General features: G+C 58.8%; 14 protein-coding genes and 1 riboswitch. Of the genes, 6 read left to right on the forward strand and 8 right to left on the reverse strand.

Features of this window, described 5'->3' with window-relative positions:
* Positions 1-398: 398 nt before the first annotated feature.
* Positions 399-2744 (reverse strand): 5-methyltetrahydropteroyltriglutamate--homocysteine S-methyltransferase, encoded by a 2346-nt coding sequence (gene metE / locus ALC15_RS06495; protein ID WP_050626614.1) that lies wholly within the window; start codon positions 2742-2744, stop codon positions 399-401.
* A 98-nt stretch (positions 2745-2842) separates the two neighbouring features.
* Positions 2843-3044: riboswitch (cobalamin riboswitch) on the reverse strand.
* 782 nt (positions 3045-3826) lie between these two features.
* Positions 3827-3982: a hypothetical protein gene (locus ALC15_RS44035; protein ID WP_157113598.1), complete on the reverse strand. Its 156-nt coding sequence runs from the start codon at positions 3980-3982 to the stop codon at positions 3827-3829.
* A 219-nt stretch (positions 3983-4201) separates the two neighbouring features.
* Between ALC15_RS44035 and ALC15_RS06500 the strand changes: the two genes are divergently transcribed.
* Positions 4202-5035: a hypothetical protein gene (locus ALC15_RS06500; protein WP_050404874.1), complete on the forward strand. Its 834-nt coding sequence runs from the start codon at positions 4202-4204 to the stop codon at positions 5033-5035.
* 452 nt (positions 5036-5487) lie between these two features.
* Here ALC15_RS06500 and ALC15_RS06505 read toward each other — a convergent pair whose 3' ends face one another.
* On the reverse strand, positions 5488-5664 hold the full coding sequence (locus ALC15_RS06505) for a hypothetical protein (protein WP_244485953.1): 177 nt from the start codon (positions 5662-5664) through the stop codon (positions 5488-5490).
* Between the two features lie 471 nt (positions 5665-6135).
* Positions 6136-6555 (reverse strand): hypothetical protein, encoded by a 420-nt coding sequence (locus tag ALC15_RS43125; RefSeq protein ID WP_128089446.1) that lies wholly within the window; start codon positions 6553-6555, stop codon positions 6136-6138.
* On the opposite strand from ALC15_RS43125, the gene ALC15_RS06515 reads away from it, so the two are divergent.
* Positions 6518-7243: a thermonuclease family protein gene (locus tag ALC15_RS06515; protein WP_050404925.1), complete on the forward strand. Its 726-nt coding sequence runs from the start codon at positions 6518-6520 to the stop codon at positions 7241-7243. The genes ALC15_RS43125 and ALC15_RS06515 overlap by 38 nt on opposite strands.
* Before the next feature lie 11 nt (positions 7244-7254).
* The gene (locus ALC15_RS06520; protein ID WP_050626558.1) at positions 7255-7998 is read left to right on the forward strand and encodes a carbonic anhydrase; all 744 of its coding nucleotides are present in this window, start codon (positions 7255-7257) and stop codon (positions 7996-7998) included.
* A 691-nt stretch (positions 7999-8689) separates the two neighbouring features.
* On the opposite strand, the gene ALC15_RS06530 is transcribed toward ALC15_RS06520, so the two are convergent.
* Together ALC15_RS06530 and ALC15_RS06535 are read right to left on the reverse strand one after the other, a co-directional pair.
* The gene (locus ALC15_RS06530; RefSeq protein ID WP_050404878.1) at positions 8690-8938 is read right to left on the reverse strand and encodes a hypothetical protein; all 249 of its coding nucleotides are present in this window, start codon (positions 8936-8938) and stop codon (positions 8690-8692) included.
* A gap of 551 nt (positions 8939-9489) precedes the next feature.
* Positions 9490-10641 (reverse strand): 8-amino-7-oxononanoate synthase, encoded by a 1152-nt coding sequence (locus ALC15_RS06535; protein ID WP_050626560.1) that lies wholly within the window; start codon positions 10639-10641, stop codon positions 9490-9492.
* A 2180-nt stretch (positions 10642-12821) separates the two neighbouring features.
* Between ALC15_RS06535 and ALC15_RS06540 the strand changes: the two genes are divergently transcribed.
* From ALC15_RS06540 to ALC15_RS06550, 3 genes are all read left to right on the forward strand, one after another.
* Positions 12822-13988 (forward strand): acyl-CoA dehydrogenase family protein, encoded by a 1167-nt coding sequence (locus ALC15_RS06540; protein WP_050626561.1) that lies wholly within the window; start codon positions 12822-12824, stop codon positions 13986-13988.
* Positions 13989-14600: 612 nt separating this feature from the next.
* A complete protein-coding gene (locus ALC15_RS06545; RefSeq protein ID WP_050626562.1) occupies positions 14601-16313 on the forward strand; it encodes an MFS transporter in 1713 nt (570 codons plus the stop codon).
* 802 nt (positions 16314-17115) lie between these two features.
* A complete protein-coding gene (locus ALC15_RS06550; protein WP_050626563.1) occupies positions 17116-18234 on the forward strand; it encodes a branched-chain amino acid ABC transporter substrate-binding protein in 1119 nt (372 codons plus the stop codon).
* Between the two features lie 49 nt (positions 18235-18283).
* On the opposite strand, the gene ALC15_RS06555 is transcribed toward ALC15_RS06550, so the two are convergent.
* Complete coding sequence (locus ALC15_RS06555; protein WP_050404883.1) at positions 18284-18529, reverse strand: hypothetical protein; 246 nt, start codon at positions 18527-18529, stop codon at positions 18284-18286.
* A 163-nt stretch (positions 18530-18692) separates the two neighbouring features.
* Positions 18693-18866 carry a hypothetical protein gene (locus tag ALC15_RS41525; RefSeq protein ID WP_244485954.1) on the reverse strand — a complete coding sequence of 58 codons (174 nt, stop codon included), beginning with the start codon at positions 18864-18866 and terminating at the stop codon, positions 18693-18695.
* Positions 18867-19322: the final 456 nt, after the last annotated feature.

Consider the following 19322-nt stretch of genomic DNA (forward strand, 5'->3'; position numbering starts at 1 on the left):
GTACTAAGCCGGTCGGGTGTCGCCAGCCGCAGTCTTTGCTCGCCTCGACAAACCATTATGACCGGATGCTCCAAGCAAACCTTAGTCTAGTGTTGCAATACTCGATGACATCGGTCGCATACCACAGCATGATTGAGCTATGCTGATCCGTGCTTCAACTTGGGGGCGATTTACGGCGGATGTCCTCGCCGGCAATCGAACCATCGGCTGTCCTCCCTCCGCCGATGGAAGTCGGCGATGTGTCCGCATCGCTCCCCTCAGACTTAACTTTCGCCCGGCCGGCTAAGCGCGGCCGGGCTTCTTTTGTCCGAGTTCGGTCGAGATGATCCAGAGAGCAAACGCGTTATGAGCGGGTCAGCGTCCGGGAAGAGAGAGGGAGAGAGAGAGAGAGAGTAGGATCAATGACTTGTCCGATCGGAGGCCGCGCGCAGTTGCCGGGCGGCGGCGACCATGTTGATCAGCGCCGGGCGAACCTCCTCCCATTTGCGCGTCTTTAGACCACAGTCCGGATTTACCCAGAGCTGCGAATCCTGCAGCCGCTGCCGAGCCAATGCTATCAGCTCCTTCATTTCGCTCGCCTCGGGAATGCGGGGAGAATGGATGTCATATACGCCCGGCCCAATTTGATTGGGATATTTGTAGTTCCTGAACGCGTCGAGCAGCTCCATCTTCGAGCGCGACGTCTCGATCGAGATGACATCCGCATCCATCGCAGCAATAGCGTCGATGATGTCATTAAACTCCGAATAGCACATATGCGTATGAATCTGGGTCTGATCTGCAACGCCTGATGAGCAAATGCGGAAGCTATCGACGGCCCATTGAAGGTAGGCCGCCCACTCCGATCGGCGCAATGGCAACCCTTCGCGGAGGGCCGCTTCGTCGATCTGGATCATGCTCGCACCGGCTATCTCGAGATCGCGGACTTCGTCGCGGATCGCCAGAGCGATCTGCCGGCAGACCTCGCCTCTTGGAATATCATCGCGAACAAACGACCAGTTCAAGATCGTCACCGGTCCGGTTAACATTGCCTTTACCGGCTTACTAGTCAATGATTGCGCGTAGAGCCACCAATCGACCGTGATCGGTTTTGGCCGCAAAACATCTCCGAACAGGATCGGTGGCCTGACACAGCGCGAGCCATAGGATTGTACCCAACCATTCCTGGTAAATGCGAATCCGGCGAGTTGCTCGCCGAAGTACTGCACCATGTCATTACGCTCGAACTCGCCGTGCACAAGGACGTCCAGACCAATGTCCTCCTGCCAACGCAGAGCGCGCGCGGTCTCCTCCTTGAGGAACTTGTCGTATTGCTCGTCGCTTATGGCGCCTTGCGCATGTGCTGCGCGCGCATTACGGACCTCTGGGGTTTGCGGGAAGGATCCAATCGTCGTGGTGGGAAAGGCCGGTAGTCCAAAGCGCTTGCGTTGGATGTCGGCTCGACGGACAAATGGGCTGGCGCGCCGGCCCATGGCCTGGTCGATAGCTCGCATCCGCACCGCGAGATCGGCATCGCGGATCTTTGGTGAAGTCCGGCGGAACGTCACGGCCGACTGCGATTCAGCAAGACTTTCAGCGACATCGTGATCGCCCGCGAGTGCCCGCGCCAGGATCGCAAGCTCACGCATCTTCTGTACCGAAAAGGCAAGCCAGCTCTTGAGATCGGGTTCAAGTCCGGTCTCGAGTTCAACATCGACGGGCACATGAAGCAGCGAGCAGGACGGAGCAATCTGGACATGACCTCTGCCCAGCTTCGCAATCACGGGATCCAGTTGCTGGCGGAGCGTCGACAGGTTTGACCGCCATACATTTCGCCCATCGATGACGCCGAGGGACATGACGAGGTCACTTCGGCGGGCAGCAATGATTCGGCCCAACAGGTTCGGCGCGCGGACCAAATCCACGTGCAGTCCGGCAACGGGCATGTTCAAAGCCGTGTCCAGATTATCGCCGAGATCGCCGAAATAGCTCGCGATCATGATCTTGACGTCAGGAACTTCCCTGGCGAGCCGATCGTAGACGTGTAGCAATGATCTTCGCGTCCCCTCCTCCAGATCAAGGACCAGGCAGGGCTCGTCGCATTGAACCCAGCTTGCTCCCCGTTTGGCCAGTTCTTGCAGAACTTCGACATAGACCGGTATCAGCTCGTCCAGGAGCGACAGCGGCTGGAACGCAGGATCCGCGCTCTTGCCAAGCTTCAAGAATGTGACCGGCCCGATCAGCACAGGGCGGGTCTGGAACCCGAGGGCCTTAGCTTCCTCGTACTCCTCGATAGGCTTTCGCGAGGACAGGCGGAACGTCTGTCCCCGATGAAATTCAGGGACCATGTAGTGGTAGTTGGTGTCGAACCACTTGGTCATCTCCTGTGCGGGTGCGCCATATCCACCCGATCCGTGGCTGCTACTCGCAGTCTGGCGGCCCCACTGTGAACCGCGGGCCATCTCGAAGTACGTCTTGAGCGAAACCGGTTCGGTTTCCGAGGCGTAGACTTCCGGGATAGCACCAACCATGACAGAGGTGTCGAGCACCTGATCGTACAACGAGAAATCGTTCGACGGAATGACAGTGACACCGAGGGAGTTTTGGCGGGCCCAGTTGGCAGCGCGCAGGCCAGCTGCGTCCTCGAGCAATCGCTGTTCGCTGATTGCGCCGGCCCAGTAACTTTCAAGCGCGCGTTTGAGCTCGCGCCTTGGACCGATCCGTGGCGTTCCAAGCGTGGCAACCGGAAGGGAGAGAAGAGACATAGCGCTAACCCCGTAGTTGGGGGCAAAGGCCATGGCGGACGCTAGCACAATCGCCCGAGGGCGGTTGCTTGGCGCACCACCGGGACACCCCGCCCGTGGACGTATATGTGGTCGAGGCAGGTCTCCTGGCTCGCGGGTCATCGCTGCTGTCCGGCCTTCCCGAAGCCGCACAGGCTTCAGTGACTTTGTTGGACAGCGGCTCGCCGCTTACAGTTGCGGGGGCAGCGCCGGCCTGTTCACCGGCTTCCCTCTTAGCTCCGGATCAAGCGCGACCGGAGAACCTCGACGACTTGGATTATCGGCTACAGACCGCTTCCGTCAACCTCTCAGATGGCACTCTCACTTCAATGCCGCCATCGGTGACTCCAATGGCCATTTAACGCCGAAAGTTGACCACGATTGGAAGCTCTCTGCGATACATGTGTCGAGAGAATTGTCGAAGGCGCAATTCGCGGCGCTTCCAACGCGCCAGCATCCTGTCTCTCGACAGTCGAGAATCGCCGCCGGGGGCAAAACATCTGCGCAACCATTCATCAGCATGCCCGGCGCGCATGTTGACTTATGAGCCCACCAATCCTGATAGGCGACTTGCGGTCTCTGATGCCGATAATACTCGGGCACGCATATCGATTCGCCTCAACGCACACTGGGGAGGCCCGTAATGAAAATGGCTGTTTGGAGCGCCGTCGGCGTATTTGCTGTCACCGTCTTTGCGGTCAGCCTGTTCAGGAGGCTGCTGACAGCGTTCATGAATCAATCCGTCAGTCAGACGCTCTCGAGAATGTTGAGCAACTTGAGAGGAAGCTAGCGCGACTTGATCGCTTTTCGCTTACCCGGCCGGCGCGACTGGAAACAGCGGCTCATCCAACCATGAATGCGTAATCGAGGCAGCTGGACGACTGACCGTGTGCGTAGGCTTCCGAACGATTCCAACGCCCGGCGATGATGAGCGTTTTTTGCTTATTATCGTTTGCGAGCCGGTAGAGATCGCGGGCGTTCGGGTGACCACACCGACCGGACGGTCCGACAATCTTTAAAAATGCTTCCCGATTTCTCATCCGTAAACCGGCAGCGCCCTTCGCTTACGCCTCGAAGATCGGCGCGACAAAGCTGAGCAAGCCCGCGCTGATCGGCGGATTGGAAACATTGAAACGAGCGGAGGTCGGAAAGCCGACAAACGCTGCACGAATCCGGCGCGATTTACCGGGTATTTCCTGGCACGAAGGATGCAGGCTCAAGATGCCCGGGCTTCTCCCCCTGGGCAGGTCCAGCACAGCAAATTGAGGTTGTCGCTGGCCCACTGAAGTTAGCGGCGCGTGACGTCGAGTGGGCTGCGCCTGCTCGCGCGGGACATCGGCAGGCGCCCGCGTCACGTTGCCGCTAACTTCTTCCAATCGAGGATAGCATTGAAGGCTGCCGCTTTGACGTGTGGATGCAAAACCGATGGTCCTGCCGCTATGAAGAGAATGTCTGCAAGAGCCACGCTTTGTCTCTGTCAATTGCTGATTTTCCTTGCTGGCCTGGTTGCGACGGGCAACAGTGCGCGAGCCGGCGAAAACGCGCTTGTCGAGCGAGTCAAGTCAACCTGGCGAGCACGAGACGGTGAGACAATCGAGCACATTGTTTCCAAAGTCTCGAAAGTGGCTCACTTCGTCCCTCGAAACTGGGGAATCGCCGAAGGCATCGACCACACCGAGTATGTTTATCTTTCCTGGACCAGACGCCAGGATAACATATCAGACGAACATTACGTTATTACCTGGAAGGTGGGGACCGACGGAAAGATTGAAGTTGCGTCTCCCTATGCAAAGCCCATCGAACTCGGCTGGCGTGCCCTCGCGCTTTCACTCATCGCCAGTGAAGTCACCGACGGAGAAAAAGACGCAAACCTTCGTTTTCTGCATGATCCGGTCAATTTCAACTTTGTGACGACCGCGCGGGGCAAGCTCGGAGATCTACTGCGGCGCGGCCGCTGTCATATCATCGAACCTGTTGTCGTGGATTACGTGACGGCGGCGAATGATAAGCCGACCGAGAAAGCGAACCGTTGGCGCGTTCTGCTGTTGGTGAACTGCAACATACCAGGCCCGCGTTATTTTACGGAGAATGGCGTCATCACCTTCGAGAAGCGCGAGGGGCACGATTGGGAGCCGCAATCTTTCCTTGCCAAGAGGATTGCGACCTCTCCTCCCGGCTCTTGGTTCCGTCACATAGAGCCAAACGAACGGGAGGCGTTGGAGGGGGTGCGAAAGGCCTCGGCAAATAATCAGGACGGCAGCGCTACTCCTTGAGCACCGAGCGGGTCGGGCCAACAGCAAGACCGATACGCTGAAATAGTGACGCGTCCAGCTATGCCAGCAGCAGGCAAGTCTTTCTCCGGCCTGCAAGCCCCCAATCGAGAAAGCCAGGCATCAGGATGGCGCTCGCCTCTTCGGACGAGTAGGCGGCGGAACCAGCACAAAAAGACACATCCGCTCTCGCCAGCGCGACGTGTCATGCTTCACGGACCAAGCGAGGCGATGCTGAGGCCAAGCCCGACCCGGCGTGCGCGCAGCGCATCGCGCGACCAACAAGCACCCGCGGGAGCGAGTGCAGCGACGAGACCGGTTTAAGAGGGACCCCGGGAACGGGGCAGTGATAGCGACGCCGGCATCCTCAATGGCGGCGGGACCCTTTCCCGAGTGCCCCCGGCGAGGAGCTCCGCAGCCTTGCTGCGAGGATGAAAGATCGAACTGAGCTTAATCTAAATTTCCTCGCGCGCATTCGTCTGCGCGTCATAGATCTTGATTTGAAGCGTGGGAAAACGCTTCTTTAGTTCTGCTCCACCAGCCCGGGCGCCGTCTCTGGTTGCGAATTCGGCCTTGAGCCGGCCGTCCACTTCTAGCGCGTAACAAGAGACCGGCAATTCGGGGGTGGCCATAACCATTTCAATCCCATTGTGCGGCGAGGCGGTTGAACATGATGACTAGCGTGAGTCGCCCAAGTCCCGCCAGCGCGAATGCCGCAATGCCTGACTGCAGACACGTGTTGTGGATTAATTCATCGCTCTGAAATCGCGACCAGATCGCAACTCGCAAGAGTGCGAGGACGCCTTTGCACCGCGGCCCGTAAAAGCCGTCCCACATCATTCCGCACGCTACGCCGAACCGTGCTTTCTTCCGTTCGACGAGCATCGACGGCCGGCCAGGCCTATGGAAGTCATTTCGCGCGCAGCGTTTCAGGGCAATGACGGTCGCGGATGCGGCCCACCGTGTAAGTGAAGCATGGTTGCTCTGTGCCGTGGAACCAATCGAGAGGCCGATCTCTTTTGAGCAATCACTCTAATCGTGCCTTGCCAAGCCTCCACTTTCCTTACCATTAACCGCGTGCAGTCCTGTCGAACGATAGAGACTTAGCAGTGCGGCTTCTTCCGCTCGGCGGTGAAGACTAGCACACGACCGCTTTTTCCGAGCCCTTGGAGAAATAGCGTGCCAAGCGCCCTTCCCGGGTCGTGAGTCCAGCGCTGAAAACATGCGGGAATATGTCCGGGAGAGAGGGAGCGAGCTTCGGATCCCAGAGCCGCATCGGAAAATACCCCCGAAGAAATCTCTTGAATCTCACCCAGCGTCAGGTCGTAGGCTGAAAGTATAAGCAAGCTTCCACAAAAGCGCTTCCAAAAGCATTGTCGAAAGATGCCGACCAGACGACGACCTGTGCGCTCAGCAGTCGGCTGTGACGACACCAGTTCGCTGCGATGTTGTGAGCCGATGAACCAAGAGCGAAAGGATATCAGGATGAAGTACCGCGTAATGATGGCAGCATTGCTCGCCATCATCGCGTCTCCCGTTTGCGCGGCGAAACTGAGCGGTGCTCCCCAAATCCTCGACGCCAACACGATAGAGATCGCGCAAACGCGAATTCGGCTCTCCGGTATCGAGGCCCCCGAGACTGATCAGATTTGCCTGGATACTCATGGTCAGAAATGGGCCTGCGGGGTAGCTGCTCGTGATGCCCTTATCAACTACTCGAATGGACGAATATGGGATTGTCAGACCGCAGGAGTAGACAAGTACGGCAGGTTTCTCGGCAGTTGCTTCGTCGAGGGCCAGGACGTGAACGCCTGGATGGTAAGCTCCGGCTGGGCACTGTCATCCGGTCCATCCGCGCATGTTTACCTCATCAATGAGGTGGTGGCGAGCAATGCCTTTGCCGGCCTGTGGTCGGGGGCATTCATCACCCCTTGGGACTGGCGCCGCCGCAACAAGAGCACGATCATTGTCGGCGCGAGCTCGGTGCCGAACAAAGCCCAGGAACTCCTGCTCGGATCTGCTCTGCTATCTGACCCGCCCTCCCCCGACTGCGTGATAAAGGGCACCGTCGACGGTAACGGCGAGCGCACGTATCACTCTCCGGGACAAATCAGTTACGGACAAATCGACATGACGAAGAAACCGGCTGAACGCTGGTTCTGTAGCGAAAACGAGGCCGAAGCCATGGGTTGGCATAGAGCCGCGCGATAGAGGTCCTATCCATGCGTGCAAACTATCCACAGGGCACTCCGTATCCGACCGAGGTCCCTCCATCCCGCCGCTCGCTGTTACTGTTCGCTCTTTCGGCATTTGTCGTGCCGTTTGCCGGCAACATTGTCGACGCGAAGCAAGCAACAGCGCCGCCGAAGCCGGATAATCAGCTCTCGCCCGATGCTGCACTGAAGCGGCTGATGGAGGGTAACGATCGTTATGTGCAGAGCGCGTCGCGAGGGCGCGATCTGGAACGCGAGCGCCGACTTTTAGTCGATGGCCAGAATCCATATGCGGCGGTTCTGAGCTGCGCCGATTCGCGGGTAGCGCCCGAGCTTGCCTTCGACAGCGGACTTGGTGATTTGTTCATATGCCGCCTCGCCGGTAACTTCGTCAACGATGACACGCTAGCGAGCCTGGAGTACGCAGTCGCCGTACTGAACACGCCGTTGATCCTGGTACTCGGTCACGATCACTGCGGCGCGATAGAGGCCACCATCAACTCGCTTGACGAAGGCAAGCCGGCACCGGGACATATCCGCTCCCTCGTCAGCGCGCTTGCGCCTGCCGTAAGAGGGACCGGCCACCAACCAGGTGATAGCTCCGCCGATGTGATCCGGCAGAATGTGATCGATAACGTCAATAAACTCAAATCCGCCAGCCCGATCCTGAACCCAGCTGTTGAGCAAAAAACACTCGCGATCGTCGGCGGTCTATATCGGCTCGAAACCGGCAGGGTCGACGTATTGGGCTGACGCTGATGCCTTCGCGCTATCGTCCAGCCGGTGTGCCCTCGCCCCCTCAATCAACTGACACAACATTCGCGGATACGGTGCTGTCCTAGTTAGGACGCTCGACAGAACAAACTAGGACACTTGGGGGATCGGTGTTGATGGAGCCGCCTTCCTGACAATCGTCAGCCGGCAGCTAACGGCCGCTTCGGTGCGGCCCATGTGAATGGCTATCTCTCGGAGCGTAAGCCCCGGTACGCCGGTGAGCGCGATCAGCGCAATGTCATCCTCAGGCGTCCAATGCTTGGCTCGGTTGATCGGCATAGAGCGTCCCCCACAAACTGCGCCGGTCACTCCTTGGTAACCGATGGGATTTGGGGTGGCCTATCCGTGCGATTACGGGGCCGTTTTCTTTTAGGTCACGTAGGCTGCCGTGCCTAAGTGAATGCGGGAACACCTGCTCCACCGCAAACTGACGACATGCTCAGATTTGATCATCACATGGACGGCGTCGAGTACAGCTTCGTCGGATTGGCTGATTCACTCGTCGCGCCGATCGCTAGTGTGAGCTGTCTCTTCATCTGGTGACGCTCGCCACCTCCAAGGCGTCGCCCACCGCCCCAGCGTGTGCCCCCTCGCTGGGGCCGTTTCTTTGGAACTGCCGTTTCAGTGCGTCAGCGAGCGGAACAGCATGGAAAGGGAATCTACGGTCAAGTCACGATTCTTCAAGTAGTGACAGGCGCTGTAGAGATGACCGAAAATCGTATTCGCGCGGATTTGGCTCGTAAGACCAGCACAGGCGATACGACAAATCGAAGGCTACCATCTGATTGTGGAAGGCCTCGTAGAACATGGGGAAGCGGCTCATCTGCTGGCTATCGCCGTAGCTGAGACCCAAAACCTCACCCGTTTCTACCTGCTCCAGTGCGCCGTACTGACTGGCCTCGAACTCGATGTCGGTCACGATGTTGCTCCATCGTCAGATGATAACCATCTGTCGAGCTTGGCTGTCTTCGCAGCATGATGACTTGTGCTTAACAGGGATCATTCCAGCGACGCTGCTCCATCGGCGGCCGTGAAAGTGATTGCTGACCGCGCGACATGGGTACGATCCGGCGATCGGTCGGGTATATTGATTTCAGTACGCCTTCAATATCGAACAGGTTCAGAACCTGTACGATGCGTACCGTCCGATCCTGGCTATCAAGCAGGACTAAAGATTACATACAGAAGAATTGCGACGAAGATGGCTGTCCAGCCAACCGATGATATGAACAGTGCTACTCGCGTCGACATCATGCTTTTTCTCCTTCGGCAGCCAACGAAGCCGCCAGTGTCGGAAAGAGCAACCTCGTCGAAATTATGTCGAGTTCATACTTGCGCCGCATAAAGCGGAACTAACGCGCACGGAACGTCGCGATCACCGACCGGCGGGAAGATTCGCAGCGCCCCGGCCCATTCCTCGGAAGATCGTTGACCGATCCGGATGCCGACAAGCATCATGATTGTGGGACCTCACCGTATCTTACCCCAGGTCTCTTCGACCAGCGCATCGATCATCTCGGATACATCATCTTGCTCGACATTAAGCGTTAACGAAATCCGCAACCTTGCCCTGCCCGGGGGCGCTGGCGGTCGTATTGCTCGGACATCAAAACCGCGCGCCTGCAGCGCAGCGGCTAGCCGGATTGTGCGTGCGTTGTCACCAACCCTGTAAGGAATGATCTGTGAGCTCGAACGGGTCGGGCGGCCGCAGATGGCGAGCTGACGGTGTGCAAAATCGATAAGATCGATCAGGCGTCGCCGCCGCTCAGGCTCCTCCTGTACAATTAAAAGGGCCTGCCGAGCAGCGACTGCCATCAGGGGCGATGGCGCGGTGGCGGAAATAAATGGACGACACCGATAGACCATGAAATCGCGCAATACGCTCGATGCAGTGACAAGAGCCCCGGCCGCCCCGAGAGCCTTCCCGCAGGTGTGGACCACCAGAATATATCCGCATCCCTGGTAGGGCGCTGTGAGCCCCCGCCCCTGCTCGCCGTAAATGCCTGTAGCATGGGCCTCATCCACAACCAGGAAAGCCTCGTACCGTTCAGCGATTTCAACCAGATCTGCAAGCGGCGCAAAGTCACCGTCCAAACTGTAGAGGCTCTCGATCGCAATCCAGACGCGCCCTACGCCGCCTTTGGCGTGCCAATCGCCAATCGTGTCTTCAACAGATTGAGGATCATTATGGGCGGCTATCCGGAACTCAGCTCGGCCCGCGCGCGCCCCCTCATGCATGCTGGCGTGCACGAGCGAATCGAGAACCAGCAGATCGCCTCGCTGCGGCAGCGTTGTCAAAATGGCAAAGTTTGCAATGTAACCGCTACCGAAAAATAGCGCTGTCTCCGCGCGAAAGAACCGCGCCGCTTCCGTTTCGAGGGCTTCGTGTTCCCCGCAATTGCGGCGCAGGAGCCGTGACCCGCCGGCTCCGATAGGAGTACCAGCCTTGAGCGCAGCGAACAGAGCCTCCTTCATACGTGGCGCGCTAGCCAGTGCTAGATAATCGCTCGAAGCAAAATCAACACCTGCACGTGCCGTGAGGCCGGGCCGCCCGCCCTCTTCTCTCATAGCTTCCACGGCCGCGGAATACCGATGAAGCTTGCTCTGGTGAGTTAAGTTCATTGCTTGATCCAGCCTATGCCATCGAACGGGAAGACGAGGGTACGCCGCGCAGAACGCAGTTGCCTGCCCTCAAGCAGAGTACGCGCGACCTTTGCGCCTTCCCATGGCTGCAGCCCGTCTATCGAAGCCGCCAGTCCCGATTTCGGAGCGCTTCGATCACGTACATAGCCACCGTCGTCTCGGCTCCTATAAGTTACATCTTGTCCGCTGAACGGCTATACTGGCCACGCGGCCGCGCCATCGATCAAGTCTTTGTCCAACAATCTGGCTCGATCACTGGAGCGCGACGCATTTGCGGGACGTTCTACGGCATTCTGGCCAGAACGGCAAAGCACCGCGATAGCTTCCGTCGGGTCGGTCGACGCGATGACCAGGAGCGTTGCTGAGGCACCTTTCGATATGGACCATCACGACCACTAGCGCGCGCTCGAATGTCTCAAGGACGTTCCCAAATGACCGCCCTCAAGGTGAGCCACATCCGCCGACAGTCAAGTAGAACCGGCATTCCACCAGGTCTCCGTACGCTCGCCCGCTCCGGCGCTGCTGCCGCCGCAGCTGAATCCGCGACATCGCAGGAAGACACCTGTGCCTTTAATCCCTTGCACCCAAAAACGCCTCACCGAGGAGGCCCAATGAGAGGACGCGCCTTGCGCTGCGCGCTCTTCTACTCTTGGATAGTCAAGTTGGCAGATTATCGTTTGCCATTCGCGCAACCTCGGCACGAACCGGACAGCCGCGCACTACGACAGTGAGTGCGATCCAATTGCATCATAATCGTTCGATGCGTACGAACCGTTCCCAAGGCCACTGCCAATTTTAACGCCAACCGCTCTGATAACCTTGCGGCGAGCATCGCGGCAACCGGAGCAGCGTCGCGGTGCAGCCAATGCGACAGTCACGTCCTGACCGGTTTGGGCCGCGAGTTCGGATGTCTCAGGATTCGTGACGTGATTTGTTCATCGACACGAATGAGTTCAATCCAAGCGAGTTTCGACGGCAGACCGGAACTCGCACCGCTTCGCTGGGATAGATCGAATGATCTGACTTGGCAGACTTGACTGCCGATGTGTCGCATTAATTCGGAAGGCGTCCACTCCTTCCGAACTCAAAACGCTTCCGGAAATCGCAAAGGAAGAGCTCGCCGCATGTACAATGGTTGGTACGGTACGCGGGTTCGGACTTTCGACGGTACAGGTTTGACCGATGGTGAGGCCTGAAGGTCTGCTCGCCTGGCATTTGCCATCGGGCACCTCGCGAGCTCTAATCAGGGCCCGTTGCACGTGCAGTGAGGAGGCACGGGAGTTAGGTCGTTCTTCTGGCTGGCGCCGAGAGTAAGCAGCGACAAATGCGGGCGCGTGCTGGCATTGGGCGGTAATATTAGCTTTGCACGGAGCTTCCTTACAACGGGCAGCGGCGACATATAGGGACACCCGCACGCACCAACACCGATCGCTATCTGAGCTGTCATATAGCACTGATCTCACCAGCAAGGACCGGCAGACGCTGCCGTGTCGGACACCGGGCAGTCGCGCAGTCTCTTGGCTCGGTTTGTATCTTGGGTGCCTTTGCCTGTTGATGAATCTCGACCGAGGACGCGCCCGCCTCGGTCATTTGCTTGGCGAATCGCTGCATTCACCTCGCGCCCTGTCCGCTTGATGACACGATGTGGCTGGAACCAGACAGAGTTGGCGCTAACACCCCGCTGACCCGGCTCGTATCACGCGATTTACTTTTAGGGAAACACAGCTAGCAGGCCCTGTTTGATGGCACATCGATTGCTGGTGAGACGATAAACGGATCAACAGGTTCGTGAGGCCTCACAACTCCCTGTTTGAGAAGAGATGGGAAGCCAGCGCTATCGCCAGCTCTCGCAGTCCTGGTCAAACGGGTGAGGACGGATGCTGCCGCCGCAGTTGTTTGCTTACCGGTCCAAATTCAAGGGCAGCGCCGATGGCCATGTGTTGTTCAGCATTCGGGCCCCTCAACACCGTGTTGTTGACCCGATCCGCTCGGCAAGCGGTTTGGAGAGGAAGGAGCTTGCGGGCTGGTCACGATCAATATCAACTGCGGCAATCGGCGATCTTCTCGGGCTTCACCCAATACGGCCGGCTCTGCCATGCACTCGCAATCTCCGTCCATGACCGGCTACACCGCTGGTCGTCTTATCACTGAGGACAAACATGAACGCTCCGCCAGAAACGATCGCAGCAGAAACGGACGTTTCAGCTGCAACAAGTGATGATCTGTCGCCGCTGCTGGCCGATATCCGCGCGCGCCGTAACGAGTTTGCCCGCGCGCAGCAGGTTCCAGACGACGTTATTCAGGCATTCAAACGCGTTGGCGTCTACCGGGCTTTGGCCGCCAAACGTTTTGGCGGCGACGAGAGAACGCCTGCAGATTTTTGTCGCCTGATCGAGCGTATTTCCGAAGCGGACGGATCGGCCGGTTGGGTCGCCAGCTTCGGCGACGGGGCTCGCTACCTCTCTGCTCTCCCCGAAGACACGCTTTGCCGCGTATATGCCAACGGACCCGACGTGGTGTACGCGGGTGCAGTTTTCCCGCTCCAGCCCGCTCAACGAAGTGCTGCCGGGTTTGTCGTGAACGGCGTGTGGCCCTTCGCCAGCGGATCAACCGGCGCGGAGCTAATTGGCGTTGGAATCACTCTAGACGATGATCCAACAGGCGGACTTGCGCGTATAGCCGTGATGCCAGCCGACCAGGTAACTATCCGTCCCAATTGGGAGGTCATCGGCCTGCAAGGCACCGGCAGTCATGACATCGTTGTCGACAATGTTATTGTACCAGAGGAATGGACACTGATCCGCGGCGGTCCACCGGCTTTCGACGTGCCCCTCCATCGTTATCCTTCCGTGACTTTCGCCGCGCAGGCGCATGCGATTGTGGGCATCGGCATTGCGCGCTCCGCGCTAGACGAGGTGATCGGCATGGCCCGGAGCCGCGCTTCAATTACTGGAGCGCCGGTGATGGCAGAGCGCGGTTACGTCCAGCTGGAGGCCGCCAGAGCCGAAGCCATGCTGCGCTCCGCACGCTCCTTCTTCTATGAAGCCACCGAGGAGCTATGGAACGAAGCGTTGCAGGATGCGGTCCTGCCGAATACGACAAACCTGATGCGCCTTGCCGCGACCAACGCCGCCCGACAGAGCGCCGAGGTCTGCAAGATCGCGAGCGGTCTCGCAGGAACGCAATCACTTTATACCACAAGCAATCTCGCGCGCGCAATGTGCGACAGTTTCGTGGTTGCACAGCACGCAGCCTTGAACGAAGGAACACTTCAGAGCGTAGGTCGTCTCCTGCTCGGGAATTTAGCGCCGGCAGGGTTTCCATGAGGGCCGGCCATCCACGAGTACCTCCGCACGACCCGCAACAACGGATTGCCGAATTTCGCATCATGCTCGCTCGCCCGAGAACTCGTCCGGAAGTGTGAGACGCCTATGCGAGCGACTAGATAGCCAAGCGGGAAGCCTTGAACCAGGCTACGGGAACAATCCGCGTGTTCACGGAGGCAATGTCGCAGCTGACAATTCATCCGGACTGCGACAAACTTTTAGCCATTGAGGTAAAAACTCGCGGGCCGAAACGCTGCGAAGCCCGTGAACTATGGATAGTGCTGTGACAGGGTCTTTCGGCTTGTTAGCAAAGAGGATCACAGTTCACTCTACCCACCGACAAGCGATTCCGCACTCGTCAAACTCGCCATTTGTACGCTGCGTACAATGTTTTGCGCGTGGGCGATACAGCATCTGTTCTACGTGTCCATTAAGCTATGCGCTGGATGCAGCATAGAGTCACCAATGAACAGCGCTGAGTGGAATGGAAGACAGGCAGCCAACGAAACGTCGCCATCTGATTGACGCGTCTTATTCCGCGGCGATATCACGTCGGGAACATCCTTGTGATCCGCACCAGAATCAAATCATGATAGATCATCACGATCCAACATGAGCGATTCAATCAAAGTCCCGTCGCACAGCGCCGAAAGTATCACGGCGCCTCTGCGGCACGCGACCTTCCGTCGCATCTGGATTGCGAGTCTCCTGTCCAATGTCGGCAGCTTGATACAAGGCGTAGGTGCGGCCTGGGCGATGACGCAGATGACGTCATCAGCTGACAAGGTGGCGTTGGTGCAGACCGCGCTGTTGCTACCAGTGATGCTGATTTCAATACCAGCGGGCGCAATCGCCGATATGTACGATCGCCGCATCGTGGCACTGGTTTCGCTTGGCATCGCGCTCGCCGGCGCAACTGGCCTTACGGTGGCCGCCTGGCTTGGCCTGGCGACGCCGAACGTCTTGCTCGTACTCTGCTTCGTGGTCGGCAGCGGCATGGCGCTTATGGGACCGGCCTGGCAATCATCCGTAAGCGAACAAGTGCCGCTGGAAGCGCAGCTACCTGCGGCCATTGCGCTGAATGGCATCAGCTACAATATCGCACGGAGCGTCGGCCCCGCGATCGGCGGCGTCGTGGTCGCTAGCGCCGGTGCAGTGGCCGCATTCGCGCTCAACGCGGTGCTCTATCTGCCACTGATGGCCGCGTTGTTCCTTTGGAAGCGCGTCCGCGCCGCCTCACGCCTGCCGCCTGAAAGATTGAGCCGCGCAATGGTGTCTGGCGTGCGCTACATCAGCAATTCGCCATCGATCAAGGTCGTATTGCTTCGTACCCTTGTAACCGGCGTTGGAGCCGGCGCGATTACAGCGCTGATGCCTCTGGTGGTGCGGGATGTGTTGCATGGCGACGCCCAGACCTACGGCATCATGCTTGGTGCTTTTGGCGTGGGGGCCGTGGTCGGCGCGTTGAACATTGCCGAGATCCGCAGGCAGATGAGCGGCGAAGTTGCGATTCGTGCCTGTGCATTGTCCATGGGCGCGGCGATGGCTGCCGTGGCGCTGAGCCGTCAGCCGGTATTGACCGCGGCCGCGCTGGTCCTGGCAGGCGCCGTGTGGATGCTGACATGGGCGGTGTTCAACATCGCAGTTCAGCTGTCGGCGCCACGCTGGGTGACCGGTCGCTCGCTAGCGGCCTATCAGGCGGCGAGTTCAGGCGGGATTGCCGTCGGCAGCTGGGGGTGGGGCCACCTGACGGACGCGGCCGGCGTTGAAACCGCTCTGCTGGTGTCGGCCGCGCTGATGCTCGCCTCACCACTCATCGGCCGTTGGCTACCCATGCCCCGGGTCGGCGCGCGCGGCGAAGAGCCCGAGCTGCTCGCCGATCCCGAAGTACGGCTCGCCTTGACTGGACGCAGCGGGCCGCTCGTCGTCGAGGTCGAGTACCGGATTGCACAAGAGAATGCCCGCGCGTTTCACAACGTCATGCAAGACGTGCAATTGTCCCGCCAGCGCAACGGCGCCTATGGCTGGTCGATCGCGCGCGACATCGCTGATCCCGAATTGTGGACCGAACGTTATCACTTTCCTACCTGGCTCGATTATTTGCGCTGGCGCAACCGCCCGACCCAATCGGAACGAGCGCTGGAGCGGCGGGCCATTCACTTCCACATCGGTCCTGCACCGGTACGTGTTCGCCGCATGCTGGAAAGGCCATTCGGCTCGGTACGCTGGAAAGACGACACACCCGAGCACGCGAGGGCGGAAATGCGGCCCGAGATGGCAAGCGCGGCAAACGCACGTAGCCGGCCGCTTCGGCCGACCAAGTAACCCGGTTTGCCAAAGCCCGGAACCTTCGCGAACGGATGTGCTTGAATATGCAGAATGCCGAGTTTCGGGCAGGCTCTTCGGCTAGTTCAAAGTGCGAGTGGCCCGCCAGCGAATCCGATCTTATGACCAAGGCCGGCCGCGTCACTCGAGCACTGATCGCGCCAGCAGCTAGTACAGCGAAAACGGCTCTGTGCTCGCTTATGTCCGCCTCCATCGATATCGGTGACACATGTTGATTGTTTTCATATGGGGGACAGTGTGAAAGATCGCCTCATCCCTCCCCGTCCGGACAGCCCGCCTCTCGCATACGCATTCCTGACGCGGCGGGCTCTGTACGTTGTGGACCGAGCTATCACTTTCCTGACTGCATGATTCCGCTAGTGTTCGTCCAAGGCAGCCCGTGCGTTCAACGAGCGGCGGGCAATATGAAATGGACAACGCGTTGCGAGAATGAGACGGGACGCTTTGTACGTTAACGTTGCTCGTTGATCTAGCTCCGCCCTTGCGCACGCGCCCCGGCCTATCACTCTGCTGGAACGGCATCGGAAAATGTCCTCGTACTGCTTTCGGGTGATGAGCTCCCTGCCGATAGTTCCTCGAACCTTTATATGGTTCGGCGAGACGGAACTGTTTCTCCACCGGCTCAAGGTGGGCTGTCGCTCCATCATGGCAGTGCACTCGAAGGGGTTCGATGCGCGACCATGACTTTATCTCCGGCTGCTTTTTAGGCGCTGGCCGTCGCCGGGCTCGCTTTGCTTTGCTCGACTTACTCGCCGCCGCATTTACCTTGTGAGGACCATCCATGACATCACTCAAGCTGATTGGCTTTGCGCTTGGAGCACTTATTGCGCTGTCCACCGAGGCATTGGCAGAGGACATCACCATCGCCGTCGCCGGACCGATAACTGGGGGCGAGTCCGCCTTCGGCCGGCAAATGAAGAACGGCGCGGAGATGGCGGTGGAGCAGATCAACGCGTCCGGCGGCGTACTCGGCAAGATGCTCGTCCTCGACATCGAGGACGATGCCTGCGATCCCAAGCAGGCGCGATCTGTCGCGGAGAAGATCGCTGCCGCCAAGATTCCATTCGTTGCCGGGCACTTTTGCTCTTCGTCGTCGATCCCGGCTTCGGAAGCCTACGCGGACGGCAACGTACTGCAGATCACGCCCGCCTCGACCAATCCCCTGTTCACCGAGCGCAAGCTATGGAACGTGGCGCGCGTCTGCGGCCGCGACGACCAGCAGGGGCAGGTTGCGGCCGATTATATCGCCAAGCATTTCAAGGGCAAGAACATCGGCATTCTCAACGACAAGACCACCTATGGCAGGGGGCTTGCCGACGAGACGAAGAGGGCCCTCAACAAGGCAGGCGTCATCGAGAAGATTTACGAGCCCTATAACAAGGGCGACAAGGATTTCAATGCGATTGTCTCGCGCCTGAAGCGAGACAATATCGATCTCGTCTATGTCGGCGGCTATCATCAGGAAGCAGGTCTCATCCTGCGCCAGATGCGTGATCAGGGCCTGAAGACCGTACTGATGTCGGGTGATGCCCTGGCTGACAAGGAATTTGCCTCGGTCACCGGCGCAGCTGGAGCGGGCACGCTTTTCACTTTCGGGCCAGACCCACGCAACAAGCCAGCGGCGGCTGCCATCGTCAGTAAGTTCAAAGCCAGGAATGTCGATCCCGAAGGGTACACCCTCTACACCTACGCTGCAGTGCAGGTCTGGGTTCAAGCCGCAATCAAAGCCGGCACCACGGATCCGAGGAAGGTGATGGACGTGATCAAGGCGGGCTCCTGGGACACGGTGATCGGCAAGCTGGAATACGATGCCAAGGGTGACATCAAGCAGATCGACTATGTCGTTTACAGGTGGGACGACAAGGGCGGCTATAGCGAGACCAACCCGAGCGCGTTTTGACGCATCTTAGGCCGACGCATCAAAGCTGGCGTGTCTCCCGGAGCGATGATCAATGCCGATGGAGCAGCTTGGTATCCGTAAATAAAGCCGGCACCGCCTGCAAACGCTGATCGTCGACCTTTACCCGATCGACGCACGGCGCGCTCTCCAGATTCAACGCCTCCACCGGGTTGGAGGTAATCGAGCTTGTTAGACCTGCATAGCGCAGGTCTATGAGCAAGCGATCGACAAGATGAAACGGCTGATCGAGAGCCTGCAGACCCACATTTTCCGTGCGATACGCACTCTTGTCCATCGATCCATGAAGCGGTTCGACCGGAAATTACGCGGCCCCGCCCCAAGAAGAACAAGGGCGGGGCCGCTCCCCTCCCCCGGGGGACGCCGCGCTGCGGATCATAATGGCTATTGTCAAACGTCCATCATCTGCGCATTGACCATTCGGTATACGGCCGAGCGCGTCAGCCGGATTGCGACTTTCGGCCCTCTGCATTTTGCGTGACATTGCGCAAGACGAGTTCAGAAAGCTGCACGACCAGCTGTTTGAGACGCGCTATCTCCCGTCTGCAGCGCAGCTCACGCTCTTCATCTGTCGTTGTCGACAGTTCATAGCGGCTTACAACCGCATGATTCATTTGACCCTCTATCCGACCAAATAACCGCGAACGACAATTCAAGCACACCCTATCGCCCCGTAATTGTACGGAAACATCGGCCTTTCGACGCCACGAAACACTGTACGAAGCGATCCAACTGTCTCGCCGAGCCGATCAATGTGTTATCCGCGCTACAGATCGGTCCGTTTCGTACTTACATAAACTCGCTGGCATGACGCGCCAGGAGGCCGCGCTTTGTCCTCTTGGAGCCGGAGCGAATAATCACTTCGGATTTCTATTGCCAGCCTGATTTGCACGTCACGGCGACGACAGGGCGCACCGCCCCCGAAACCTATCGCAGGCTGACGAGGCGATCGCCGTTCCTGCTGACAAGGTCTGCCGATCGTGTTTCAGGGGCTTCAGATCCGGCCGCCGTTCGACGGCATCCCCCCTCACTCACGATCGACCGCAAACCAGATGCACTCTTGCGTAGCC

Origin of the sequence: Bradyrhizobium viridifuturi, assembly GCF_001238275.1 — a bacterium.
GTDB classification, from domain to species: Bacteria; Pseudomonadota; Alphaproteobacteria; order Rhizobiales; family Xanthobacteraceae; genus Bradyrhizobium; species Bradyrhizobium viridifuturi.